The following is a 25260-nucleotide window of genomic DNA, read 5'->3' on the forward strand; positions in this document are numbered from 1 at the left end:
GGGCAGAAAAAATAATTCAAAAACAGCAGCCGCGCCCTCGCGGACGACTCGATTGACGCGTTGGCGGCTGCATTTACATATGAAAGGAGCCCGGGAACGGCATTGCCCCGGGGCACGCCGGGGCAACGGATCTCCTTACATATATGGAGAGAGACAGACGCCCAACTGCGCAGCCGGCGGCGCGCTTACTGACCGCGCAGCGTCTTCGCGGCAGCAACCATATTGGTCAGCGCTGGAATCACCTCGGCCCACTGGCGCGTCTTCAGACCGCAGTCCGGATTGACCCACAGACGCTCCTGCGGAATGCGCTCGGCGGCCTTGCGCATCAGTTGCACGATGTGGTCCTGCGTGGGGATGTTCGGCGAGTGAATGTCGTACACGCCCGGGCCGATCTCGTTGGGATACTTGAAGTTGTCGAACGCGTCGAGCAGCTCCATAGCCGAACGCGAGGTCTCGATCGTGATCACATCGGCATCCATATCGGCAATCGACTTGATGATGTCGTTGAACTCCGAGTAGCACATGTGGGTATGGATCTGCGTTTCATCACGCACGCCGTTGGCGGTGATGCGGAACGATTCCACCGCCCAGTCCAGGTACTCCTGCCATTGCGCGCGGCGCAGCGGCAGACCTTCACGCAAGGCGGCCTCGTCGATCTGGATCACGCTGATGCCGGCGCGCTCCAGGTCCAGCACTTCTTCACGGATCGCCAGGGCCAGTTGGTAGCACGACACCGAGCGCGGCTGGTCGTCGCGCACGAACGACCAGTTCAGGATGGTGACCGGGCCTGTGAGCATGCCTTTCATCGGCTTGTTGGTAAGCGACTGGGCGTACTGGATCCATTCGACGGTCATGGCGTTCGGGCGGCTGATGTCGCCGAACAGGATGGGTGGCTTCACGCAGCGCGAGCCATACGACTGCACCCAGCCGAACTGGCTGAAGGCGTAACCCTGCAGTTGTTCGCCAAAGTATTCGACCATGTCGTTGCGCTCGGCTTCACCGTGCACCAGCACGTCCAGGCCCAGGGCTTCCTGCTCGCGCACGCTGCGCTCGATCTCTGCCTGCATGGCCTGCTTGTAGCCGGCCGCGTCCAACCCACCTGCCTTGAATTGGCTTCGTGCGTGGCGGATTTCCGCCGTTTGCGGGAACGAGCCAATCGTCGTGGTCGGGAACGCGGGCAGCTTCAGTAGCGCGGTTTGCTTCGGGGCACGCACACTGTAGGCGTTCTGGCGCTCACCCAGCGCGCGGGTGATCTTGTTGACCGCCGCCTTCACGACCGGGTTATGTACGCGCGGGGAGTTGCGGCGTGCGTCGATGGCGGCACGGTTGGCCGACAGCGCGTCCTTGGCAGCGTCACGCCCCTGGCGCAGCGCCACGGCCAGCACCTTGAGTTCGTCGAGCTTCTGCAATGCAAAGGCCAGCCAGGACTTCACGTCGGCATCGAGCTTCTGCTCGTTGTTCAGGTCGACCGGCACGTGCAGCAGGGAGCACGACGGAGCAATCCACAGGCGATCGCCCAGTTGCTTCACTACCGGCTCCAGCCAGTCCAGCACGCCGTTGAGATCCGTCTTCCAGATGTTGCGGCCGTTGATCACGCCCAACGAGACCACGCGGTCGGCCGGCAACTTTGCGATCAGGGCAGCGACTTCCTGGCGCGCGTTGACGGCATCCAGGTGCACGCCTTGGACGGGCAACTCAGCCACCAGCGACAGGTTCTCTTGCAGTTGACCGAAGTACGTCGCCAGCAGCAGCTTGACCGGGCTCTCGGCCAACGCGGCATAAACGGTGCGGAAGGCGCTCTGCCATTCCGGCGCCAGCTCGGTCACCAGCACGGGCTCGTCAATCTGCACCCATTCCACGCCCTGCGCGGCCAGCGCGGCAAGCAGATCGGCATACACCGGCAGCAGACGCGGCAGCAGTGCGAGCTTGTCGGAGTCGTCCTTGGCCTTGCCCAACGCGAGGTACGTGACCGGACCGACGATGACCGGCTTGGCACGCACGCCTTGCGCGCGAGCTTCGGCCAGTTGCTCGACCAAGCGTGAGGCGTCCAGCTTGAATGCCGTATCGGCGGCGAACTCGGGGACGATGTAGTGATAGTTGGTGTCGAACCACTTGGTCATTTCACCGGCTGCCACGCCACCGCAGCAGGCGGCATGTTCTGCAGACTGCGCCGAGCGCCCACGCGCCACGCGGAAGTAGTTGTCCAGTGCATCGCCGTGGAAATCACGCACGCGCTCCGGCAGGTTGCCGAGCGTGAAGCTCATGTCCAGCACCTGGTCATAGAACGCAAAGTCGCCCACCGGCACGAGGTCCAGGCCTTGCTGGTTCTGCCAGTGGCGCTGGCGCAGTTGAGCGCCGAGGCCCTTCAGCGCATCGCGCGACGATTCCCCCTTCCAATAGGACTCGAGGGCGAACTTGAGTTCGCGCTTGGCGCCGATGCGGGGAAAACCGAGGTTGTGGACGGTGGTCATCTTCTGAATATTCCGGTGGAGTCAAATCGATCCGCCGATTCTAAAAATCCGCTTACATGAAGTAAAATGATGTGTTTTTTTAATTAAATGAATTTCATTCATAAATCGCAATCGCGCACGCCCTGAGCCCCATCTCGGGACACAAGGAGCCTCATGACAACGCCCACGACACCCATTGAACGCAAGGCGTTGCCGCTGCCGGGCGGTCACAGCAAGGTGCTGCTGCATTCCTGCTGCGCGCCGTGCTCCGGTGAAGTCATGGAAGCCATGTTGGCTTCCGGCATCGATTACACGATCTTCTTTTACAACCCGAACATTCATCCGCGTAAGGAATACGACCTGCGCAAAGATGAAAACATCCGTTTTGCGGAGAAGTTCGGCATCCCCTTCATTGACGCGGACTACGACCGCGACAACTGGTTCGCGCGCGCCAAGGGCATGGAACACGAACCCGAGCGCGGCGTGCGCTGCACGATGTGTTTCGACATGCGGTTCGAGCGCACGGCGCTGTATGCGCACGAGCACGGGTTCCCGGTCATGACCAGCTCACTCGGCATTTCGCGCTGGAAGAACATGCAGCAGATCAACGAGAGCGGCGTACGCGCGGCCTCGCACTACCCGGACCTGATGTACTGGGAGTTCAACTGGCGCAAGGGCGGCGGCTCGGCCCGCATGATCGAGATCAGCAAGCGCGAGAACTTCTATCAGCAGGAATACTGCGGCTGCGCGTACTCGCTGCGTGACACGAACCAGCTGCGCAAGGCTGCCGGCCGTGCGCCGATCCAGCTTGGCGTGCTCTACTACGGAGCGCCAGACGCCGAGACTGGTGAAGGAAATATTTGAAGGACGAGCCCTAGGCAGGTAGCGCCGCCGGCAAGTCCACCTTGCCTGCCAGTTGCCGGGTGCGGGCAAACATCCCCGGCGTGACCTGGAAACGGGACTGGAAGACCGCGATAAATGCGGATACCGACGCGTAGCCCAATTGCTCGGCAACCGCACTCACGGCAGTACCAGCCTCCAGCAAGGGCAATGCGGCAAGCAGCCGCAGCGCTTGCCGCCACTCGACGAACGACAACCCGGTGTCCTGCCGAAACAGGCGCGATAGCGTGCGGCGGGTGGCCCCAACCTGACTGGCCCAATCGTCCAGCGTGCGAGGGTCGCCCGGATCAACGTGCAATGCGCGCGCAATCTTGAGCAGGCGCGTGTCGCTCGGCATTGGCACAGATAACGGCGCAGCGCGCAGACGCCGGATGCGATCCATGATCAGGCACACCAGGGCGCCGTCGGGGCCGTTCATGTCGTAGTTCACCGGCAATTCGGCGGTTGCTGCCACCAGTTCGCGCAGCAACGGTGTCACGCACAGCATCGCGCCTGCACGTGGTGGATGGGCACCAAACGCGGCCGCATCGAGATAGAGGCTGTGGAAGGCCACGCATTCGCGCGTCGACACGGCGTGCGGCATGTCCGGCGGAATCCACATCGCGTAGTGCGGCGGCAGCAGATGACGGCCCAGTGGGGTATCGATCTCGATCACGCCGGCGGTGGCGTAAGTGAACTGCGCCCAGGGATGACTGTGGGATTCCACCCAACCGTTGCCGGGAATCTCGAACGCCCGCACGAACAGCGGCCGCGGCAGCACTGCCATTGGCGGAACCACGTAGGCGTTGCGAGCTTGTCCTGCGAGCAGCATAGGGTGTCCTCCGCGCGGGATCAGGCGCGCGCCGCGGATGATACCGTGATGCATCCACTGTTCGGCAACGTTCTATGAGCACACATACCGCCCTCTCCCGCCACACCGTTACCGCACTGCGCGCACGCAAAGGTGCCGGCAGCCTGGTCTCGCTGACGGCCTATTCCACCCCTATGGCTCGCCTGGTCGATGCGCATGCCGATGTGATCATCGTCGGTGATTCGCTGGGCATGGTGCTGTACGGCATGCCCAGCACGTTGGGCGTCACGCTCGAGATGATGATCGCGCACGGCGCGGCGGTGGTGCGCGGGTCGACGCGGGCCTGCGTGGTGGTCGACCTGCCGTTCGGGACGTACCAGGAGTCTCCCGCGCAGGCATCCCGCAGCGCGGCGCGTCTGCTGAGTGAAACCGGCGCGCAGGCGGTCAAGCTGGAAGGCGGCGTGGAAATGGCCGACACCATCCGTTTCCTGACCGAACGTGGTGTGCCGGTCATGGCGCATATCGGGCTAATGCCGCAGCAGGCTAACGCCACCGGTGGCTTCAAGGCACAGGGGCTCGATGCCGCGTCGGCGGCACGCATCTTCGAGGCAGCGCGCGCAGTGGAGCAGGCTGGCGCGTTCTCGGTTGTCATCGAGGGCACCGCCGAGGCACTGGCGCGGCACATCACTGAAACGCTCACGATCCCGACCATCGGCATCGGCGCCTCCGCCACGTGCGATGGCCAGGTGCTGGTGACCGAAGACATGGTGGGCGGCTTCGACGCCTACACGCCGCGCTTCGTCAAACGCTATGCGGACATCAATGCCGTCATGCGTGAGGCCGTCGCGCAGTATGCCGACGAGGTTCGGCAAGGCACTTTCCCGCTGGCACAACACTGCTTTGGCTACGGCAAGCCGCTGCAACTGCCCTCACACCTGATCGCCGCGACAAGCCCGGCGCCGGCTTGACCCCAAATGCGTCGGGCCAGCATAACGCTGGCCCGGTTCAGGCAGACATCACCCGATCTCAACGCCCTGCAATGGACAACAGCGAATCAAACAGGCTGTTTGCCGTTTGCATGACCTTGGCTGACGCCTGGTAGGCCTGCTGATACCGCATCAGGTTCATCGCCTCCTCGTCCAGGCTCACGCCTGACACCGATTGCTGCTGCCGCGTGGCGCTCAACAGCAGCCCCGCCTGCGCGGTCAGGTTACCGTTGGCCTCATTGGTCTGCACACCCACCTGTGTGGTGAGGCTGTTCCACGCCGAGCCGATCGACGTGGTACCGCCGTCGAGCAGCGTGGCATTGCGCAGCTTGGCCAACGCGCTGGCGTTGCCGTTATCAGTACTGTTGGCGCTGTTGGGTGAGAGCTTGAAGGTGTCGCCGTTGGCGGGCGCGCCCGTCATCGTCATCTGGACGCCGTTGAACGCATACGTTGCACCCTGCGTGTACGGCGCGGTGCCGGTATACGTGGTCGACGTACCGTTGACGGTGACCGTGACGCTGCCCGGGAAGCCGGAAAGCGTGCCACCGGCCGCCGCGTTGTACGTGAGCGAGACCGGCGAGGCGAGCGGCGTTGCTGCGTAGCCTGCATTCACGCCGACGGACGTGACCGCCCCACTGCCCTTGTTATTGCTGCCCAGATCCGCCACCACGGGGGAAGCTGCGGCGACCGCGTGGTAGTCGTTCGTCAGCGTCTTCATGCTGGACGCTGCGTTGGCGGTCGGGCGCACGAGGAACACGTCCCCGTTGCTCATCGTGCCGCCGAGGTTGAGCGTGACGCCATCCACCGTGGTCGGCCAACTGGTGACCGTGACCGCGCCGGAACCATCGGGATAGCGCGACACCGTATAGGCGCCACCCTGATACTTCACCTGATAGTCATACCCCTGCCCCGCGTTGGCATTGGTGATAGTGGCCGTCAGCGTGCCGTTGCCGGTGTTGCTGCTGCTGGGTGCAACGCTGGGGCCCGCCACAGAGAACAGGTCCGAGCCCATCTTGCCGTTGGCATCCATGCCCAGCCTGTTCTGCGTGTTGACGGCCGACGACGTCGCCGCCGCCAGACGGCCCAGGCTGTTTTGCGCAGGAATGAGCGTATTGCGGCGGAACTCCATCAACCCACCCAGGGCACCGCCGCCAAGCTGGCTGTCGTCAACGCTGACGATACCTGCCGGGCTCTTGTAGCCCACGGAGAGCTGCGTCGAATCGTACGGCGATGACACCGTCGTCAGCTCAAAGCTCTGATTGCCCTGCACCAGGGCCTGCCCGTTGCCGATGTAGACGTTGTACTGGCCTTCGCTCGTCTGCACGGCACTGGCCTTGATGGATTTGTTCAGCGTCTGGACCAGCTGATCGCGCTGATCACGCAAGTCATTGGCGGGCTGGCCGGTTGAGCTCTCCGCCTTGGTGATCTGCTCGTTGAGCGCGGCGATCTGCTTGGCGGTGCCGTTGACGGTGCTGACTTGCGTCTGCACCTGTGTATTGACCTGGCCGGACAGCGCATTCATCTGCCCGGCAATCGCATTGAAGCGGTTCTGCAGACCAGCGGCCGCGTTCAGGAAGACCTGCCGCGCCGTGGTATCCGACGGCTTGGAAGCCAAACCATCAGCTGCATTGAAGAAACTCGTGAGCGCCGAGCTCAGCCCGCTATTGGGGTCCCCCATGTATTTGTCCAGGCCGGTCAGCAGGCTGCTGAGCTGGCTGGCAGCACTGGTGGCGGCATGACCGTTTTGCACCTGGGTGGTCAGGAACTGGTCGTAGATGCGCTTGACGGTGGCGACATCAGTGCCTTGCCCCAGATAGCCGACACCGGCATACAGCGGCACATTCTGCGTCTGCACGGCTTCCTGGCGCGAATAGCCGGGCGTGTTGGCGTTGACGATGTTGTTGCCTGTCACCTGCAGGTGGATGCCCGCAGCGCGCAGGCCCGATGCGCCAATGTTCAGAAGAGAAGAACTCATGGTTGCAAGGAGAAGAATCGGCCCGATCAGGGGCGCGGTGAGTTACTTGAGTTGCGCCACTTTTTCCAGCATGCGGTCGGACGTCTGCACGGCTTTGCTGTTGATCTCGTACGCACGCTGCGTCTGGATCATCTGGATCATTTCTTCCACGACGTTCACGTTGGACGTTTCCACGTAGTTCTGGTTGAGCACGCCAACGCCATTGGAACCGGGCGCAGCCAGGTTGGCCGTGCCGGAAGCTTCCGTCTCTGCGTACAGGTTCTCGCCCATGCTGCGCAGGCCGGACGGGTTGATGAAGCTGGCCAGCTGGAACGTCCCCACTTGCGTGTTGTTGACCGAACCGGCCGTGGTGATCGTCACCACCCCGTCCTTGCCGACCGTCAGGCTCTTGGCGTTCTGCGGCACGGTGATCGCCGGCTGCACCGCGTAGCCGCTCGATGTCACGAGCTGTCCCTGCGCGTTGATCTGGAAATTGCCGTCACGCGTATAGGCCAGCGTGCCATCCGGCATCTGCACCTGGAAGAAGCCGTTGCCGTTGATCGCCACGTCGGTCGAGTTGCCGGTCTTGGTCAGGTTGCCTTGCGTGTGCAACCGCGTCGTGGCAACAACGCGCGTGCCGGTACCGATCTGCATGCCCGACGGCAGCGTGGTCTGCTGCGACGACTGTGCGCCGGGCTCGCGTGCAGTCTGGTACAGCAGATCTTCGAACACGGCACGCGAGCGCTTGAAACCCGTCGTGTTGACGTTCGCCAGGTTGTTGGAGACGACGTCCAGTTGTGTTTGCTGGGCGTCCATCCCCGTCTTGGAAATCCACAGGGAGCGAATCAATTGGAGGCCTCTCGTCAGAATTGGGAGGAAGCCGCCCGAGGCTCCGGCATGCCGGCATTGCCCCAGGCGGGTTGTCAATTGCCGTGCGCGATCAACGCAGGCTGACGAGTGTCTGCAGGATCGAATCCTGTGTCTTGATGGTCTGCGCGTTCGCCTGGTACGAACGCTGGGCAACGATCATGTTGACCAGCTCGGCCGAGAGGTCCACGTTCGACTGCTCTGCCGACTGGGACTGCAGCAAACCAAACGAGCCCATGCCCGGTGTACCAAGGTTTGCGGCACCCGAATTGGAGGTCTCTACCCACTGGTTGCCGCCAATGTTCTGCAGGCCGTCCGGTGCCTTGAAGTTGGCCATGGCGACCTGACCCAGCACGGAGGTGCGGCCGTTCGAGTAGCGCGCCATCACCGTACCGTCGTTGCCCACGGCGTAGCTGGCCAGGCGACCGGTGGCATAGCCGTCTTGCGAAACACCGGGGGCCGTATCGTTGTAGCCGCCGCCGTATTGCGTAGTGCCTGTCAGGTCGATATTGCCGATGCTCATGCCGGCAAACGCCACCGGAATCTTGGTGGGGGTGGACGTCAACTGGCCGTTGCCATTGAAGGTGAGCGAGGTAATCGGGTTGCCGCCGGTGGGGGCAGCGCCATCCACCATGGCGTGCACATCCCAGCCGGTGGCCGTGCGCACGTAGTAGTTGGTGAGCATATGCGCCTTGCCCGTGCCGTCATACACCTGCTGCGACACCGAATGGCTGAACGTTTGCGAGTTGGTGGACGAGAACGGCGTGGTGGCCGGCAGCTTTGCACCCGCATCAAGGTTGACGCCAAACGTAGTGTTGGTCGTGCCCAGCGGCGCCAGATCGTTCACCGGAATCTGCAGGTTGGTCAGCACGGCCGTGTTGACCTTGCCGGTCGAATCCACGCCGTAGCCGGTCAGGTTTTGACCGGTGGCAGAGATGATGTAGCCGTTCTTGTCGGTCTGGAACTGGCCATTACGCGTGTACGACACCTGACCGCTGCCCGGGTCCACCATGCGGTAGAAGCCCGTGCCGTTGATCGCGAGATCCAGCGGATTGCCCGTACGCGTGACATTGCCCTGGGTAAAGGACTGCGACACACGCGTCACGTTCACACCCTGCCCGATCTGGTTGTCCGACGCGCCGACCAGCGAGCGCGCATACACATCGCCAAACACCGTCGTCGCTTTCTTGTAGCCGACGGTATTGGCATTGGCGATATTGCTGCCGATCGTGTCCAGCGACTTGGACGCAGCGTCAAGGCCACTCAACCCTTGTTGGAATCCCATGATGTTCTCGCTTGGAAAGTTGTACCGCTGTTTTGTTGGCTGACCGTGCAATGCGGTCGGCCAGCGTCAAAGACTCGGAAATCGATATCCCGGTGTCGCCCCCGATCAACGACCGAGGCGATTTCGTCTTTAGACAGCGTGTTGTATTTCCCTTGCGAACACCTTATTAAACCGGGCTTTAAAGCGATACCTTTCGATTCTTTGTGCAGTCTGACATTCAATCGCTGAATTAGACGGATAAAAGCACCGCATCTCTTCAAATTGACCCCGAACATACCTGCGCTGCAGATCAGATGTCAGCGCGGCACGCGGTCACGCGGTCACGCGGCTGATCCGTGCGGTACAGAGTGCCGTCAAAGATGCCGCGCCTCAAGCGCTGCCGGCATCAGATCCGCGCTCGGCTAGCGCTTCCAGCAAGTCTGCAGAGGGAACGAAGAAGAGGCTGCCCGTGACTGCCCGGCTGTAGTCAAGCAAGCGGTCATAGTTGCCGGGCGGGCGGCCGACGAACATGTTTTCGAGCATCTGCTCGATCGGAGCCGGCGAGCGGGCGTAGCCGATAAAGTACGTACCGAACTCGCCGGAACCCGGGCGGCCGAATGGCATGTTGTCGCGCAGGATCTTCACCTCCCGCCCGTCTTCCTCAAGCGTGGTCAGAGAGCTGTGCGACCACGACGGCTTGACGTCGTCATCCAGTTCGATGTCGGACAGTTTGGTCCGCCCGATGATGCGTTCCTGCGCCTCGACGGAAAGTGCGTTCCACCCGGCCATGTCATGCAGATACTTCTGCACGAGCACGTAGCTCCCACCAGCAAAAGGCACATCCTCATCACCGATCACGGTGAAATCAACGGCTTCGCGGCCTTCTGGATTCTCCGTGCCGTCAACAAAGCCGACCATGGCGCGCTGGTCGAAGTAGCGGAAGCCATGCACCTCATCGACCACCTTGACCGCCGCGCCCAGCCGGCCGATCAGCTGCGTGGCGAGTTCAAAGCAGAGATCCATCTGGTCTGCGCGGATATGCAGCAGGAGATCGCCCGGCGTTGCGACAGCGGTACGTTCCCCCGATCCGAACACGCGGAACGGATGCAGCGACGCTGGCCGCGGTGCGCCAAACAATGCATCCCACGCATCCGAGCCAAAGCCGCAAACGCACGACAGTTGACCAGCCGGAACACGCTTGCCGACCGAGCGGACCAGCGCGGCAACGTCGGCGCACCATGCTCGGACAACCTCGGCGTGTTCTGCACCCGGACTCAGGGTGGCGACAATGAAGATTGCGCTGCGGGTCACGGGGCCAGCAACGGCTTGCGGTTCTGGGGTTGGCATCGGGTCGAGTGCAATGAAGACGGTAAGGTTTTGCAGCCTACCAGAACACGTTCACCGCCGGGCGGCTGGAGCAGCATCGTCGTACCGATCGATACCGTGTCGCGTGACGACTATTCGTAATGCACCGTGCCGCGCCGGCCTGATCGCGTTGCAGCCAGCGTTGCGGCGGTCTCCTCCTCGCGTGCGGCAATCACGCTTTGTAGTGCGTGGGTGGCAGCAGAATCGCGTTCGGGCAGACCGGAAAGCAAAGCATGCAGCGCTGGTAACGGGTAAATCGCTGCCAATGCCTGCGCGGCTTGCTCCCGCACGTTGTCATCGTCGTCCTGCAGGGCTTGCGTCAACGCGGGCAGCAATGCCGGCTCGGCATCTGCATGCGAGCCCCTCTGCAACATGGCGATCGACTCGGCAGCGCGTGCGCGGAATTCGGCATTGGGGTCACGCAGCGCTGTGAGAAGCGCCGGCATCGCCGTGAAATCACCACAATCACCCAGCGCCCACAGCGCCCCCCAACGCACGCGGTGCCCCAGCGCGGGTGTCTGGAACGCGGTGATGAGGTGTTGCGTGGCACGTGCGTCACGCTGTTCACCGAGCGAACCGACGGCGTAGTAGCGCACCTCCTCATCCGTCTCGTCAAACACGCGCGCCGCAATCGCGGCGACCGCCCGTGCATCACGTTGCCTGCCCAGCGCAATGACGACCTCCAACCGCACGCGAGGCTCAGGGTCGTTGGCGACCGCCAGCAATGCCGGCAGCACCTGCGGCGGCCCGAAACGCAGGCCCTCAGCCGCCTGCCGCCTAACTTCCGGCACGGGGTCGGACAAAGCCGCCAGCAGCAGGTCGCGCAACGTGGTGTCTTCTGTGTCGAGGCATTCGCATAGCGCGCCCAATGCAGCGGCGCGCACGCTGCCTTCAAGATCTGCCGCGGCGGCAAACAGATCCGGCATCGCATTGGCGGTGTCGCATCTGGCGAGTGCATGGATTGCCCAGATGCGCACGTCGACGTCGGTATCCAGATGCAGCCGTGCGCGCAATGCGGCAACCACGGGCTCGGACGACCAACGCCCCAGCACCTGCACCGCCTCACGCCGTACCTCGGCGCTCGGATCCTTGAGGGCTTGGAGACATGCGGGCAGGTGCATATGCGCGACTGCCTCCGACTGCATGCCCAGGGTGAGCACGGCTGCGGCGCGGACGTCCGCCTCGATGTCGTACGTCAGCGCATGCAGCACTGCGGATTCGGCTTGCGGATATTGGCCGAGGTCGTAGTCCGCCAGCGCATGGACAGCGCTCGCGCGGAAGTACGCATCGGCGTCGCGCGTGGCGGCCACCAACGGCGGAACGAAAGCATCGTCGATGCCCAGATCGGTCAGGCTGACGTTGGCGCCGCGGCGCGTATCCGGAGATTGCTGCCTGAGCTTGGCGATGAGCGCGTCGATCTCGGCGGCGCTGCGCGCCTGGCCACTATCGATAGCAGGAGCCGATTCTCTGCGACCGGCGAGCGCGTCCTTGATATGCGCAATCCATCGTGTCAAACGCATAGGATGTTCAGCGGCCCACGCGCCGCGAAGCCTTGAGCGCCAACGCCCAAGCCACCGTGCCGATCACGGTGCCGAGCAGGAACGGATACGACCACAGATTCCCCGAGCCCCACTTGAGAAACGACCACACCAGCCCCACCGCTGCAAGCATCGCGCTCCACTGTGCAGGTTTGCCCATCAAGTGGCGCACCACGCCGCTATAGAGCAACAGGCACGCCAGCAAAGAAATCAGCGCGGTCAGCAACGACATTGATCCCGTGCGCACCATTTCCCAGTAAGCCGACGCGTAAGTGACGGCAAAACCAGCTTGCAGCAACGTTGCAATGGCAAGCGGTGCGCGCGTCGAATCGGTGGTCTGCTGTGCAGGTGTTGACTCCATCATCCCCTCTTCTGTCTTGGTGCTCTTGCGGGCGCGTCCATGTTGGTCAATGGGTAGAAATGCGACGCCCAGATCGCTTGGCTGCGCAGCATAGCATTCAGCCGGCACGCCACCCCCGCAATCGCCCGGCTTGCCGAACGTCACAACCCGTGACACACTCCAGCCCGCTGCCTCCACTGGCAGCACGCACGCGCGGCGGGCGCAACACGCACCGCCGCAACACGCCGCAGGAGAGACCGGGTTGAAACCTAAGCCCGGCGCCGATGGAGCAACCACCCCGGAAACTCTCAGGCAAAAGGACTGTGGCGTCGACTGCGAATCTGGAGAGAGGCATGCACGCGCATGCCCACCGAAGGGGAAGGCACGCATGCTGCGGGTGCCCAAGCTCTCAGGTCCCAAGACAGATGGGGTGAGCCGACCGGATCGTCCGGTCATGACATCACTCCATAGGGACCGCCATGACGCACATCGTCATCGTCGGCGCCGGTATTTCCGGCGTCACCACTGCTTACACGCTCTCGCAACTCGGCTATCAGGTCACGGTGCTCGACCGGCATCTGTATCCGGCCATGGAAACTTCGTTCGCCAATGGCGGGCAGCTTTCCGCCAGCAACGCCGAGGTCTGGAACAGCACCGGCACGCTGCTCAAAGGCATCAAATGGATGCTGCGCAACGACGCCCCGCTGCTGCTCAATCCCAAGCCGTCGTGGCACAAGTATTCGTGGATCGGCGAGTTCGTGGCCAGCATTGCCCACTACCGGCGCAACACCATCGAGACCACGCGCATGGCCATCGAAGCGCGCAAGCACCTGTTTGCGATGGCCGAGCGCGAGCAGATCGATTTCGACCTGCAGCGGCGCGGCATCCTGCACGTCTATCACGACAAGGCGAGCTTTACCGCAGCAGGTAAAGCCAATGCCCTGCTCGTTGCCGGCGGGCTTGAGCGCCATGCGGTGAGCCCCGAAGACATTGCCGCCATCGAGCCCACGCTGCGCGGCAACTATTACGGCGGCTACTTCACGGAGTCGGACGCCACGGGCGACATCCACAAGTTCACGCGCGGCCTCGCGCAGGCTTGCGAGAAACGCGGCGTGCGCTTCATGCAAGGCGTAGACGTGCGCGACGTGGAAACCACCGAACGCGGCGTGCGATTGCTGCTGCAGACCACACTGGACGACCGCCTCTCCACAAGCGCGGCCAACGTCGTGCAGGAGATTGCCGCCGATGCGCTGGTCGTCTGCGCGGGCGTCGGCAGCCGGCACGTTGCGCAGATGGTAGGCGACCGCATCAACGTGTATCCGGTCAAGGGCTACTCGATCACCGTGCATCTGGACGATGAGGCCAGCGTGCAAGGCGCACCGTGGGTCAGCCTGCTGGATGAGAGCGCGAAGATCGTCACCAGCCGCCTGGGCGCGGGCCGCTTCCGCGTGGCCGGCACGGCGGAGTTCAACGGCTACAACCGCGACATCCGCGCTGACCGCATCGAGCCCCTGGTGGCCTGGACGCGCCGCAACTTTGCCATCGGCACGTCGCGTGTGGTGCCGTGGGCAGGCTTGCGCCCGATGATGCCTGACATGATGCCGCGCGTTGGTCGCGGGCGGCATGCGCGCGTGTTCTACAACACGGGCCACGGGCACCTCGGGTGGACGCTTTCCGGGGCCACGGCTGCGATGATCGGCGATGTGATCGCGCGCGATTGCCCGCTGCACTGATCGCGACCGCCACAGCGGATCGGGCCAGGACTATCCCGGCCCGATCCGTTTGGGTGTTAAGCGGGTGCGGATACAGGCGCCTCAGAGCGCAGCACCCGAACAGGCACGGACTTGTAAGACGGCGTGCCGCTTTCCTTGTCGATGTAATCCAGCGGCACCAGCACGTTTGCTTCTGGGTAATACGCCCCCACAGACCCACGCGCGATGCTGTAAGCGATGGCCGTGATCCTCTCCAGACGCAGCTTCCGGCCGGACACAATGGTCTCGATGTCGACCAGGTCGCCATGTTCGAGCCCGCGTGCGGCAAGGTCAGCCTCGTTCATGAACAGCACGTCGCGCCGGCCGAACACGCCGCGATAGCGATCATCCAGCGCGTAGATGGTGGTGTTGTACTGGTCATGGCTGCGCAGCGTGATGAGACGCAGCACCTCTTCGCCGCCGAGGACATCGGCGTCCTCCCGCACCCCGCCGTACACGGAGAACATCGCCTTGCCGGTGGGCGTTGGCCATTGGCGCTCGGTGGGCGGCAACGGCAGGCGGAAGCCGCCGGGCGTGCGGATGCGCTCGTTGAAGCGGTCGAAGCCCGGGATGGTTTTCTCGATCAGGTCGCGGACCTTGTCGTAGTCGGCAACCAGCTCCATCCAGGGCACCTTGCTGTGCGGCAACGTCGCCTTGGCCATCCCCGCAACGATGGCCGGCTCGGAGCGCAGGTGCTCGGAAGCTGGCGTCAGCTTGCCCGCCGATGCATGGACCATCGACATCGAATCCTCAACGGTGATCGACTGCGGGCCACCGGCCTGCATATCAAGTTCCGTCCGGCCCAGGCAGGGGAACACGTAGGTTTCCTTCGCCACCAGCAGGTGCGAGCGGTTGAGCTTGGTGCCGACATGCACGCTCAGGTCCAGCTTGCCCATGGCTGGGAAGCTCTGTTCGGGATCAGGCAGCGCCACTGCAAAATTGCCGCCCAGGCAGATCAGCGCTTTCGCCTTGCCGTCGATCATGGCCTGCATGCCGTTGACGGCATCATGCCCGTGCTCCGCAGGCGGCTTGAACCCGAACACGCTTTCAATGCGCTGGAGAAAATCGGCCGACGGTTTTTCGGTAATGCCCACCGTCCGGTTGCCCTGCACGTTGGAGTGGCCCCGCAGCGGGCAGATGCCGGCGCCCGGCTTGCCAAAGTTGCCGCGCATCAGCAGCAGGTTGGCGATCAGGCGTACGTTGGCTGTGCCCTTATTGTGCTGGGTCACGCCCATGCCGTACGTGATGATGGTCGCGTTCGACTTGGCGTAGGCCGCCGCAACCTGCTCCAGCTCGGCGCGCGTCAACCCACTGGCCTTTTCGATGTCGGGCCACGTCGCGGCCTCCAACTCGGCTGCAAATGCATCAAAGCCCTGGGTGTGCTCTGCGATGAAGTCGCGGTCCAGCACATCGCCCTGCGCGGCGTCCATGGCCAGCAGCGCCTTCATGGTGCCGATCAGCGCCGCAGCATCGCCACCACCATCGACCTGGTAGTACGTCGATGCAATGCGGGTCGAGCCATACGTGGCCATTTCCAGCCAGTTCTGCGGGTCTGCAAAGCGTTCCAGTGCGCGCTCGCGCAGCGGGTTGAACACGATGATCGGCACGTTGCGCCGGGACGCCTCGTGCAGCGTGCCCATCATGCGCGGATGGTTGGTGCCCGGATTGTGTCCGATGGAGATGATCAGCTCGCAGTGTTCAAAGTCATCCAGCGACACCGTGCCCTTGCCGATGCCGATCGACTGCGGCAGGCCGACGCTGGTCGGCTCGTGGCACATGTTCGAGCAATCCGGAAAGTTGTTCGTGCCATATTCCCGCGCGAAGAGCTGATAGAGGTAGGCTGCCTCGTTCGAGGCACGCCCGGAGGTGTAGAACTCGACCTCTTCGGGCTGAAGCCCGCGCAAGATCTCGCCGATGCGGTTGAAGGCGTCTTCCCACTCGACGGCACGGAAGGTGTCTTTCTCGCGGTCGTAGACAAGCGGATGCGTCAGCCGGCCCTTGTCTTCCAGCTCGTAGTCGGACCACTTGAGCAGTTCCGATACGGTCGTGGTGGCAAAGAACTCGGGTGGCACGCGTTTGTTTGTCGCCTCCCAGGTCACAGCCTTGGCACCGTTCTCGCAGAACTGGAAGGTGGAGCGGTGCTCCTTGTCAGGCCAGGCGCACCCCGGGCAATCGAAGCCCGTGGGCTGGTTGGTTCGCATCAGCGTGATCGGCGCCTGGAACTTGTCCATCTGGTCGTGGACGGCCTGCGCCGTCGCCCGCAGCGCGCCCCAGCCGCCGGCAGGACCGTCATAGGGCCGGATGCCGGGAACTTCGCGTCGATTTGCCATGTGAATCTCCATCGCCCCCATCAGGGTTGGGGGCTTGCGTTAGTGATGCCGCCATGCGGCCGTGCGAGCCTGTCCGCTTAAGTTAGCTGATCGATGTAGTCGCTCCAAGGTACAGTTGGCCGCCGCCGGCGTGGGTACAGCGCACTGCGCTTGTCGTCGCGCCGTCACGGCGCAGAGAACACACGTTCCCGCGCCATGTGGCAGGTGATGACCCTGCCGCGTATGAAGAGCACAGCGCCCACCTGCACCACCAAAGGCTGTCAGCATCGCCCGCGATCAGAGCCTCCCATCCGCCAAGATCCAGCCATGGTTAGGTCAACAGATACGGGCGCTCCGGCACGACCTCCGGCGGCATCTCGCGATCACACAGCTCGAGGATGGACCGCTCGATCGTGCGCGTGATGGCATCCAGCGGCAACGCGTTGGGCGCAAAACCAAACGGTTCGGCCACCTCGTTGGCAATCGCCTCCAGCGCAATCAGCGTGTAAGAGATGAACACGCACAGCAGCGGCGTGAAGAACTCCGTGGAATCCACCAGACCGAACGGCAACAACATGCAATACGCATACGCCGTGCGATGCAACAGCACGCTGTAGGCGAACGGAATTGGGGTGGAGGCAATCCTCTCGCAGCCGCCGAGTGTCTTGCCCAGTTCATTGAGTTGCGCGTCCAGCATCCAGCGCGTTGTATCCGAGGCAGGTGTCTCGCCTTGCAGGTGGACCAGGCGGCTCCGGATGTCATTGAGGATCGCTGCGGGCCGATAGTATTTGTGCTGCAATGCGCGCGCCTGTTCAGCGCCGAGCAGGCGCGTTAGATCCGCTATCGGGTCCGTCTTGCGCAACTGATGCTTGAGCGCATAGACAAACGCAATCACGGTGTCGGCTGCCCGGGTGCGGTCAGTCTGGTTGACGCCCTCCGGCAGGTAGCACAGCATCTGCGAGGTCAGCGCGCGGGATGCGATCAGCAGGTTGCCCCACAGGTGCCGTGCCTCGTCAAAGCGCGCGTAGCTGGCGTTGTTCCGGAAGGCCAGGAAGATTGCCAAGGCGAGACCGAATAGCGTGAAGGGCGTCGTATTGAGCGGGATCTTCTCGCCAAGGATTCGACCCTGCGTGATCACGGCCAGGCTACTGAACACCGCCATGAACATCAGTTGCGGAATGATGGATTGCAGCACCGAGCCGTTCCAGACGAACAGCATGCGGAACCAGTTCTCCCGTGGCCGCACAATCATGATGCGTCACCCGTGCCCGTGAGATCGTTCATCGTCGTCATCAGTGGTGATAGCCCGGATCGCCCTCGCGCACCTTGCCTCGGAACACGCGGTATTGCATCGCGTTGTAGACCAGGATGATGGGCAGCACGATGACGGTGCCCACGAGTGCAAAGAGTTGGCTCGAGTGGCTGGATGACGCCTGCCAGATCGTCAATGACGGCGGCACGATGTTCGGCCAGATGCTGATGACCAGCCCCGTGTAGCCCAGGAAGACCAGCGCGAGCGCCAGCAGGAATGGCGTTGCGTGATGGTGCGCGTGCCGGCTGGTGCCGAAGATGCCCCAGACGCAGGCCACCACCAGAATGGGCACCGGCAGGAACCAGCCCAGATTGCCGCTGCCGAACCAGCGATGCGCCACCGCAGGCAGCCCGATCACCGTCCACAGGCTGATGACCGCCATGATGCCGAGCAGCACGCCCGTGAGCGGCCGCATCAGCAGGCGCATCTCGTGCTGGAGCCGACCCTCCGTCTTCATGATGAGCCAGCCGCACCCCAGCATGGCGTAGGTGAACATCACACCGAACCCGCAGAACAGGCTGAAGGGCGACAGCCAATCGAACGCGCCGCCAACGAAACGGCCATCAGCAATCCTGATCCCCTGCAGCAGCGAGCCCAGCACGATGCCTTGGCAGAACGCCGCCAAGGCTGAGCCGCAGATGAATGCGAGGTCCCACAGATTCTGCGTGCGGCGCGCCTTGGCACGCAGCTCGAACGCCGCGCCACGAAAGATCAGCCCCACCACCATCAGGATCAAGGGCAGGTAGTTGGCCGGCAGCAGCGTTGAGTACACCACCGGAAACGCCCCGTACAACCCAGCACCGCCCAGCACGAGAAACGTCTCGTTGCCATCCCACACGGGTGCGACCGTGTTCATCATCACTTGCCGGTGCACCTTGGATTCAAAGAATGGAAACAGCAGGCCGATGCCCAGGTCGAAGCCGTCCAGCATGACGTATAGGAAAACGCCGAACCCGATGATTCCAGCCCAGATGACAGGCAGATCGATTTGCATGGCTTCACTCCCCTTGCAGCGCGTCCAAGGCGCGGTTGTGCAACTCTGGATGCTTGAGCGCGGTGCTATGCGCGTCGGCTTGCGCCACCGGCCCGCGCCGCATGAGCTTGAGCATGTAATAAACGCCCATGCCGAACACCACGAAGTAGACGATGACGAAGATCAGCAGGGACACTCCGGCGAGTTGTGCGCTGACGGGCGAGACGGAGTCCACCGTACGCAGCACGCCGTAGACCGTCCATGGCTGCCGGCCGACCTCGGTCGTCACCCACCCCGCGAGCAACGCCACCAGGCCGGATGGGCCCATGCAGAGCACGAAGCGCTGGAACCAGCGGGCTTCGTACAACCGCCCGCCTTTTCGCAGCAACAGGCCCAGCACCGCCGTGAGCAGCATCAGCATGCCCAGCCCGGCCATGATTCGGAATGACCAGAAGACGATGGGCGAGTAAGGCCGCTCCTCTTTCGGAAATTCCTTCAAGCCACGAATCTCGCCACTCCAGCTATGCGTCAGGATCAGGCTGCCCAGGTGCGGCACCTGCACCGCATAGCGGGTCACCTCGGCATCCATGTCGGGCAAGCCAAACAGGTTGAGTGCGGTGCCGCCCTTTTCGGTGTCCCACAGACCTTCGATGGCGGCGATCTTGGCGGGCTGATACTCGCGCGTGTTCAGGCCGTGCGCGTCACCGATAAAGATCTGGATGGGCGCGAGCAGCAACAGGAGCCAGAGCGCCATGGAGAAACTGCGCTTGACCGGCACGTCACGCCGCCCACGCAGCAAGTGCCAGGCACCACATGCCGCCACCATGAAGCCGGCCACGATGAACGCGGCAATCGTCATATGCGCCAGGCGATACGGAAACGACGGGTTGAACACCACCTCCAGCCAGTCGACCGGCACGATGCGGCCGTTCTCGATGGCGAACCCCTGGGGTGTCTGCATGAAGCTGTTCGAGGCCAGAATCCAGAACGTGGAGATCAACGTGCCCAGCGCCACCATCAGCGTGGCAAAGAAGTGCGCACGCGGGCTGACGCGCTCCCAGCCAAACAGCACGATGCCGAGAAACCCCGCCTCGAGGAAGAACGCGGTCAGCACCTCGTAGTGCAGCAATGGCCCGGTGATGTTGCCTGCCACCTGCGAGAAGCCGCTCCAGTTGGTACCGAACTCATAGGCCATCACCACGCCCGACACCACACCCATGCCAAAGCCGATGGCGAAGATCTTCGACCAGAACAGGAACATGTCCTTGTAAGCCTGGTCCCCCGTCAGCAGCCAGCGCCATTCCAGTACCGCCAGAAAGCTGGCCATGCCGATGCTGATGGCCGGAAAGACGATATGGAAAGACACCGTGAACGCAAACTGCAATCTTGCGAGATGAAGTGCATCGAAGATTTCCATGATGTCTATGGCTCTGGGGGACGGCGGGTACTGCCGCGTTGGGCAGCAGCGTTTCAAGGCGACGCGTATGCGGTTTCGTGCGAGTCGTGGCCGACGGTAGCGCGACAGGAATGGCGCCCGCAATCAAATCTCGCCGCGCGTGAACTGTGCTCCGAGCAACTGCCACGAGGTGTGTACGGAAACAGCACACACGCGGCCAGCTCGCGCAGAACTGTGCTCTGTTGGCTCGAATCCTGACGTTGGCTGTGCGGGCGGGAACGTGCCACCGCTCTCAAACTGTGCTCTGCCCAACTCGGCCAATGTGTGCCTGTCCGGCGCGCCATGACACGCCTACTCTTGGAGACCCATGCGCCGCCAGGAGGACCACCATGCAGCCATGCTTCACGCCTACCGACCACGCCGGCAGCGTGTCCTGTGCGATCACGCGCTACCGCAACGGCACCCGAGCGTCGACCGCCGATCATGTGGTCGAAGAGCTGCCGGTTGCGCTGGTCTTCAACGGCATCTCGCACGCGGTGATGATGGCGACGCCCATCGACCTTGAAGCGTTCGCGCTGGGCTTTGCGCTCAGCGAAGGCATTGTCGAGCGAGCGTCCGACGTCTTCGACATCGAAGCCGTCCTCCGGCCAGACAGTGGCGAGGTACAGCTGACGATTTCGCAACAGGCATTCATGGCGCTCAAGGACAAGCGCCGCACGCTGACTGGTCGCTCCGGGTGCGGCGTTTGCGGCATCGAGAGCATTGCGCTGCTCGATCTGCACCCTGCGCGCATCGACCACGCGGGCACCGCAAACGATATCGGCGCGACTGCCATCGAGCGCGCCGCGCGCGAACTGCCCGCGCACCAGGTGCTGATGCGCGAGACCGGCGGCATCCATGCCGCGGCATGGTGCGCCCGTAGTGGCGAGGTGCTCTGCGTCTTTGAGGACGTGGGCCGCCATAACGCGCTCGACAAGCTGATCGGTCAGCTCGCCCGCCTGAAGATCGATACGCGTACGGGCTTCGTGTTCCTGTCGAGCCGCGCCAGCTATGAACTGGTCCGCAAGGCCGCCCGCGTGGGCATTCCGATGGTCGCGACGATCTCCGCCCCAACCTCGCTAGCCATCGGCATTGCGCAGCAGGCGGGCATCCGGTTGCTTGGCTTCTGTCGAGAGAACGGCTTTGTCGAGTACACCTCGCCTGCCACCGAATCCGCGCCCACCGTGGTGCCAGAAATGGCCCGCCGTCCGTCCCGCTAGCGCGGCGACACCTCATGGAGCATCGCGATGACACCTGCCTCCGATCACCCACCCACGCTGCCTGACGTACCGACCAGCGCCGACATCTCCAATGTCGAGGGCCTGCCCGTGCCGCCTGATAGGCAGCAATTGAATATTGCCGCAGGCTTCGAGGTGCGCCTGCAACGCGGCCCGATCGAGATTCAAGCCGAGCTTGAGCCGATCATGCGCAACCCGAAAGTCGGCGCAGTCGTGAACTTCGTGGGCGTCGTCCGGCACAGCGGCGACCTGGACGACGTTGTCGCGCTGGACCTCGAACATTACCCAGGCATGACCGAGCAAACGCTCTGGACCCTCATTGAAGAAGCGGCCGCACGTTGGCAGGTCGAGGCCGTGAAGATCGTCCACCGTGTGGGCCGCATCGCACTAGGCAATCCGGTGGTACTGGTTGCGGTGGCCGCGCAGCATCGTGCATCGGCGTTCGACGCCTGCGAATTCCTGATGGACTTTCTCAAGACCCACGCGCCGTTCTGGAAGAAGGAGATCCAGCGCAGCGGCGCATCCGAATGGGTCGAGACCAAGATCGGCGACGAACAGGCCATGAAGCGCTGGGGGTGAGCACATCCATGAAACTCAACATCCGGTATTTCGCCAGCATTCGCGAGCAGTTGGGCATCTCGCAGGAAACCATCGACATCGACGCGCCCGAGCTGAGCATCGATATGCTGCGTGCCACCCTGACTGCAAGGAATTCGCAGACCACCGAGGCACTGCGCACCGGCCGGCCGGTGCGGGCCGCCGTCAACCAGGAGACCGTCGATGGCGCGTTCATCGTGCGCGAGGACTGCGAAATCGCATTCTTCCCGCCCGTCACCGGTGGCTGACCCTCAGCCACCGACCCGCCCCCGCTCAGTGGTCGCACATCGCGACCAGCTTGCCGACAGTGATAACCGCCTGCTCGATTTCGCTCGACCACGTGCTGCTGTAGTTGAGCCGGATGTAGTTCCGATAGGTGTCCGAGATCGAGAACATATAGCCCGGCCCAATCGTGATGCCGCGCTCAAGCGCAAGCTGATACAAGCGCATCGCATCCACCTTGGGTGGCAGCTCCACCCACAACACGTAGCCGCCTGCCGGGCTCGACATACGCGTGCCCGCCGGAAAAAACCGCGAGACCATCGCCCGCATCAGGTTGGCTTGCTGTGCGTAGGCCTTGCGGACGCGCCGCAGGTGATGCTCGTAGCCGTCGTGCTCCAGGAACTCCGCAATGGCCAGCTGCGGAATCGACGGCGTAGTCAACGTGTTCAGAAACTTGAGCTTCTCCACCTGATCGCGATACCTGCCCGGCAGTGCCCAGCCAATCCGGTACGCAGCCGTCAGGCTCTTCGAGAACGACGAGCAATGCAGCACCAGCCCCTTCTTGTCGTACGACTTCAGGCTGCTCGGGTGCGCGTTGCCGTAGTACAGCTCGTTGTAGACGCCGTTCTCAATCACGGGAATGTCGACCCGCGTGAGGAACTCCACCAGCTCGCGCTTGCGCGCGTCCGGCATCTGGAAGCCCAACGGGTTCTGGAAGTTCGGCATCACCATGCAGGCCGCAATCGGCTGCGACTTCACGATCGCGGCCAGCGCGGCAATGTCGATGCCGTATTCGGGGTGCGTCGCCACCTCGATGGCTTTCATGCCCATCCGCTCGATCGCGTGGAGCATGGCGTAAAACGTCGGCGACTCCACCGCAATCACATCGCCAGGCTTGGCAACGGCCTGGAGGCACAGGTTCATGGCCTCCGTCGCACCCACGGTGATGATGATCTCGTTGGGATCGACCGACAGGCCGTTCTCCAGGTAGCGGCGCGCGATCTGGCGCACCAGCCGCGGATGGCCGGGCGGCAGCGCCCCCGTCACGCCCCACAGTCCCTTCTCACGGCCCGCCGTATAGGCATAACGGTTGAGCTTCTCGAACGGGAACAGTGCAGGGTCCGGATACGGCGAGCCCAGCGGTATCGCATCGTTGGTACCAATCGAGCGCAGGGTCGAAAGCACCAGCCGGCTCACGTCCACCGACGACGAGATCGCCATCGGCTTGGACGGCTGCAGCTCGCGCAGGTGCAGCTCGCCATTGCCGCGTTGCAGGTTCACGAAGTAGCCCGACTGCGGGCGGCTCTCCAGCAGCCCGCGGCTTTCCAGCAGCAGGTACGCGTGCAGCACGGTCGTGATGCTGATGCGGTGCTGCTGGCTGGCCTGGCGCACCGATGGGATGCGGTCTCCATGGCGATACACGCCTTGCCGGATCAGGCGTTCGAGATCGTCCGCAAACTTCTCATAGAGCTTCATCGGCTGCTCCCTGCCCACGGTTCTCTGCCAACGTCAGTACTTGTGCTCCGTCTTGCCCGTTCCACGACTGTGCTCCCTTGACGGCTCGCCACGTCCGGCAGACCGCATGCGTATTCGATAGGGGAAGCGTAAAGGCACAGTGCAGATGGGCATGAGCACACATCAGTACAGCGCGGAAGAGTACAGTTTTACGCGAATTCTTAATTTCTCGCGAACTGTATTCTGGCCGATCAGAACAGCGACAGCATCACATTTCGAGGCGAAATGTCACTCAGGGCACGCAGGCACAGCGGTGTGAAGACAAGAAGGCATTGCGCCCGCCACGAATCGCGGCGGGCTAATTTCACAGCAACGAAGTCCCTCGCATTCAGAACTTGTGGCGCACCCCAAGCATCACGCCCAGCCGTGAGTTGTTGCCGTAGGTATTGCCCGAGTTGTTGAATGCGGCGGCACTGTTCAGCGCAATCCAGGCACCCTGCAGGCGCGTGTAGTCCACTTCCGCATACACATCGGTGCGCTTGCTGAACGCGTAGTCCAGCATGCCGGCGGTGGTCAGGCGCTTGCCACTGGTATCAAGATGCTTCATCCAGTCGTACTGCACGGTGCCGATGAAGCTCAACGCGCCGGAGATTGGCACCTTCGCGCCAACGTAGGCGGCCTGATTCTTGTAGTCCGCCACATCCAGCCGGCTGTTCGTATAGCCCAGGTACCACGTGGCAATGGCGGTATCGAGCCGGCCGCCAAAGCCCCAGACCGTCTGCTTGCTGGCCTGCGCCGCCGGCACCGCACCGAAGAACGCGGAAGACACATCGTGCGTGACCTGGTACACCGCGCCCACTTCCGCCGACCCCATGCTGTAGACGATCGAACCTGCACCGGCCGAACTCTTGCTGAAGCTGCCGGCGGCCTCGCCAAAGGTCCACGCGCCGGCCAGTTGCAGGCCACCGAACGACTTGATGTATTTGACCGTGTTGTCATAGCGCAGGCCGGTGTAGTTGCCGCCCTGATAACCGACGATGGAGTTGTTGGCAAACGCCATCGCCTCATACGAAGACAGCACCTCGTGCGCAAGCGTGTACTGGCGGCCGAGGTAGAGCTTGCCGTAGTCGCCTTCCAGGCCAACCACTGCTGTGCGCCCGAACAACCGGCCACCCTGCTGGCTGCCGCCCGTGTCGGGAAAGAACCCCGACTCCAGGATGAACATGGCCTTGGTGCCGCCGCCGATATCTTCGGTGCCACGCAGGCCCCAGCGGCTGCCGGTCAGCACGCCGTCCATCATCTGCAGATTGCTGTTGCCCGCCGCATTTTCATGCGTGCTGTAGCGGATGGTGGTGTCGATCAGCCCATAGAGCGTGACGCCGCCGGTGGTTTGCGCCGCTGCCGGCAGGCTCGTGGCTCCGAGTACCAGTGCGGCGATCATTGTCTTGTTCATGGCTCCCTTGTCTCCTCTTTGATGTGATGGGGTTGGATGTGCGATGGCTGCCCGCGCAGCC

General features: G+C 63.1%; 20 protein-coding genes and 1 riboswitch. Of the genes, 6 read left to right on the plus strand and 14 right to left on the minus strand.

Translation table 11 applies throughout. The annotated features are described in order from the left end of the window. Positions 1–185: 185 nt before the first annotated feature. Positions 186–2471 carry a 5-methyltetrahydropteroyltriglutamate--homocysteine S-methyltransferase gene (gene metE, locus ACS13N_RS17465; protein ID WP_438932886.1) on the minus strand — a complete coding sequence of 762 codons (2286 nt, stop codon included), beginning with the start codon at positions 2469–2471 and terminating at the stop codon, positions 186–188. 153 nt (positions 2472–2624) lie between these two features. Between metE and ACS13N_RS17470 the strand changes: the two genes are divergently transcribed. Continuing rightward, positions 2625–3314 carry an epoxyqueuosine reductase QueH gene (locus ACS13N_RS17470; RefSeq protein ID WP_438932887.1) on the plus strand — a complete coding sequence of 230 codons (690 nt, stop codon included), beginning with the start codon at positions 2625–2627 and terminating at the stop codon, positions 3312–3314. Positions 3315–3324: 10 nt separating this feature from the next. Here ACS13N_RS17470 and ACS13N_RS17475 read toward each other — a convergent pair whose 3' ends face one another. Beyond that, positions 3325–4161 carry an AraC family transcriptional regulator gene (locus tag ACS13N_RS17475; protein ID WP_438932888.1) on the minus strand — a complete coding sequence of 279 codons (837 nt, stop codon included), beginning with the start codon at positions 4159–4161 and terminating at the stop codon, positions 3325–3327. Positions 4162–4235: 74 nt separating this feature from the next. Here ACS13N_RS17475 and panB point away from each other — a divergent pair, with 74 nt between their 5' ends. Next, positions 4236–5108 carry a 3-methyl-2-oxobutanoate hydroxymethyltransferase gene (gene panB, locus ACS13N_RS17480; protein ID WP_438932889.1) on the plus strand — a complete coding sequence of 291 codons (873 nt, stop codon included), beginning with the start codon at positions 4236–4238 and terminating at the stop codon, positions 5106–5108. Positions 5109–5166: 58 nt separating this feature from the next. On the opposite strand, the gene flgK is transcribed toward panB, so the two are convergent. From flgK to ACS13N_RS17510, 6 genes are all read right to left on the minus strand, one after another. Continuing rightward, entirely contained in the window at positions 5167–7101 is a 1935-nt protein-coding gene (gene flgK, locus ACS13N_RS17485) for a flagellar hook-associated protein FlgK (protein ID WP_438932890.1), read from the minus strand. Positions 7102–7143: 42 nt separating this feature from the next. After that, positions 7144–7929, minus strand: coding sequence for a flagellar basal-body rod protein FlgG (gene flgG / locus ACS13N_RS17490; RefSeq protein WP_438932891.1), 786 nt, complete (start codon positions 7927–7929; stop codon positions 7144–7146). Positions 7930–8020: 91 nt separating this feature from the next. Continuing rightward, entirely contained in the window at positions 8021–9232 is a 1212-nt protein-coding gene (gene flgE, locus ACS13N_RS17495) for a flagellar hook protein FlgE (RefSeq protein ID WP_438932892.1), read from the minus strand. A 369-nt stretch (positions 9233–9601) separates the two neighbouring features. Further along, a complete protein-coding gene (locus ACS13N_RS17500; RefSeq protein ID WP_438932893.1) occupies positions 9602–10558 on the minus strand; it encodes a Dyp-type peroxidase in 957 nt (318 codons plus the stop codon). Positions 10559–10668: 110 nt separating this feature from the next. Then, the gene (locus tag ACS13N_RS17505) at positions 10669–12096 is read right to left on the minus strand and encodes a HEAT repeat domain-containing protein (RefSeq protein WP_438932894.1); all 1428 of its coding nucleotides are present in this window, start codon (positions 12094–12096) and stop codon (positions 10669–10671) included. A gap of 7 nt (positions 12097–12103) precedes the next feature. Beyond that, complete coding sequence (locus tag ACS13N_RS17510; RefSeq protein WP_438932895.1) at positions 12104–12478, minus strand: hypothetical protein; 375 nt, start codon at positions 12476–12478, stop codon at positions 12104–12106. A 214-nt stretch (positions 12479–12692) separates the two neighbouring features. Further along, a riboswitch (glycine riboswitch) is annotated at positions 12693–12788 on the plus strand. A gap of 145 nt (positions 12789–12933) precedes the next feature. Here ACS13N_RS17510 and ACS13N_RS17515 point away from each other — a divergent pair. Next, positions 12934–14187, plus strand: a complete 1254-nt coding sequence (locus ACS13N_RS17515; protein ID WP_438932896.1) for a D-amino acid dehydrogenase — start codon at positions 12934–12936, stop codon at positions 14185–14187. A gap of 56 nt (positions 14188–14243) precedes the next feature. On the opposite strand, the gene ACS13N_RS17520 is transcribed toward ACS13N_RS17515, so the two are convergent. The 4 genes from ACS13N_RS17520 to ACS13N_RS17535 all read right to left on the minus strand — a co-directional run bounded on the left by ACS13N_RS17520 (position 14244) and on the right by ACS13N_RS17535 (position 20216). Beyond that, positions 14244–16535 carry an FdhF/YdeP family oxidoreductase gene (locus ACS13N_RS17520; RefSeq protein ID WP_438932897.1) on the minus strand — a complete coding sequence of 764 codons (2292 nt, stop codon included), beginning with the start codon at positions 16533–16535 and terminating at the stop codon, positions 14244–14246. A gap of 310 nt (positions 16536–16845) precedes the next feature. Continuing rightward, entirely contained in the window at positions 16846–17766 is a 921-nt protein-coding gene (locus ACS13N_RS17525; protein ID WP_438932898.1) for a bestrophin family protein, read from the minus strand. Between the two features lie 40 nt (positions 17767–17806). Next, positions 17807–18820, minus strand: a complete 1014-nt coding sequence (cydB, locus tag ACS13N_RS17530; RefSeq protein WP_438932899.1) for a cytochrome d ubiquinol oxidase subunit II — start codon at positions 18818–18820, stop codon at positions 17807–17809. Between the two features lie 4 nt (positions 18821–18824). Beyond that, positions 18825–20216: a cytochrome ubiquinol oxidase subunit I gene (locus tag ACS13N_RS17535; protein WP_438932900.1), complete on the minus strand. Its 1392-nt coding sequence runs from the start codon at positions 20214–20216 to the stop codon at positions 18825–18827. 368 nt (positions 20217–20584) lie between these two features. Here ACS13N_RS17535 and fdhD point away from each other — a divergent pair, with 368 nt between their 5' ends. Genes fdhD through moaD form a run of 3 tightly spaced genes read left to right on the plus strand, consistent with a single transcriptional unit; the run spans position 20585 to position 22317 of the window. After that, on the plus strand, positions 20585–21454 hold the full coding sequence (gene fdhD / locus ACS13N_RS17540; protein ID WP_438932901.1) for a formate dehydrogenase accessory sulfurtransferase FdhD: 870 nt from the start codon (positions 20585–20587) through the stop codon (positions 21452–21454). A 27-nt stretch (positions 21455–21481) separates the two neighbouring features. Beyond that, positions 21482–22051, plus strand: a complete 570-nt coding sequence (locus tag ACS13N_RS17545) for a molybdenum cofactor biosynthesis protein MoaE (protein WP_438932902.1) — start codon at positions 21482–21484, stop codon at positions 22049–22051. A gap of 8 nt (positions 22052–22059) precedes the next feature. Further along, positions 22060–22317, plus strand: coding sequence for a molybdopterin converting factor subunit 1 (moaD, locus tag ACS13N_RS17550; protein WP_438932903.1), 258 nt, complete (start codon positions 22060–22062; stop codon positions 22315–22317). A gap of 25 nt (positions 22318–22342) precedes the next feature. Here the strand turns inward: moaD and ACS13N_RS17555 are convergent, their stop codons facing one another. Both ACS13N_RS17555 and ACS13N_RS17560 read right to left on the minus strand, forming a co-directional pair. Then, on the minus strand, positions 22343–23767 hold the full coding sequence (locus ACS13N_RS17555) for a PLP-dependent aminotransferase family protein (RefSeq protein ID WP_438932904.1): 1425 nt from the start codon (positions 23765–23767) through the stop codon (positions 22343–22345). A gap of 367 nt (positions 23768–24134) precedes the next feature. After that, complete coding sequence (locus ACS13N_RS17560) at positions 24135–25199, minus strand: porin (protein WP_438932905.1); 1065 nt, start codon at positions 25197–25199, stop codon at positions 24135–24137. Positions 25200–25260 lie beyond the last annotated feature (61 nt).

Source organism: Ralstonia sp. 24A2, from assembly GCF_051783885.1.
Classification (GTDB): Bacteria; Pseudomonadota; Gammaproteobacteria; order Burkholderiales; family Burkholderiaceae; genus Ralstonia.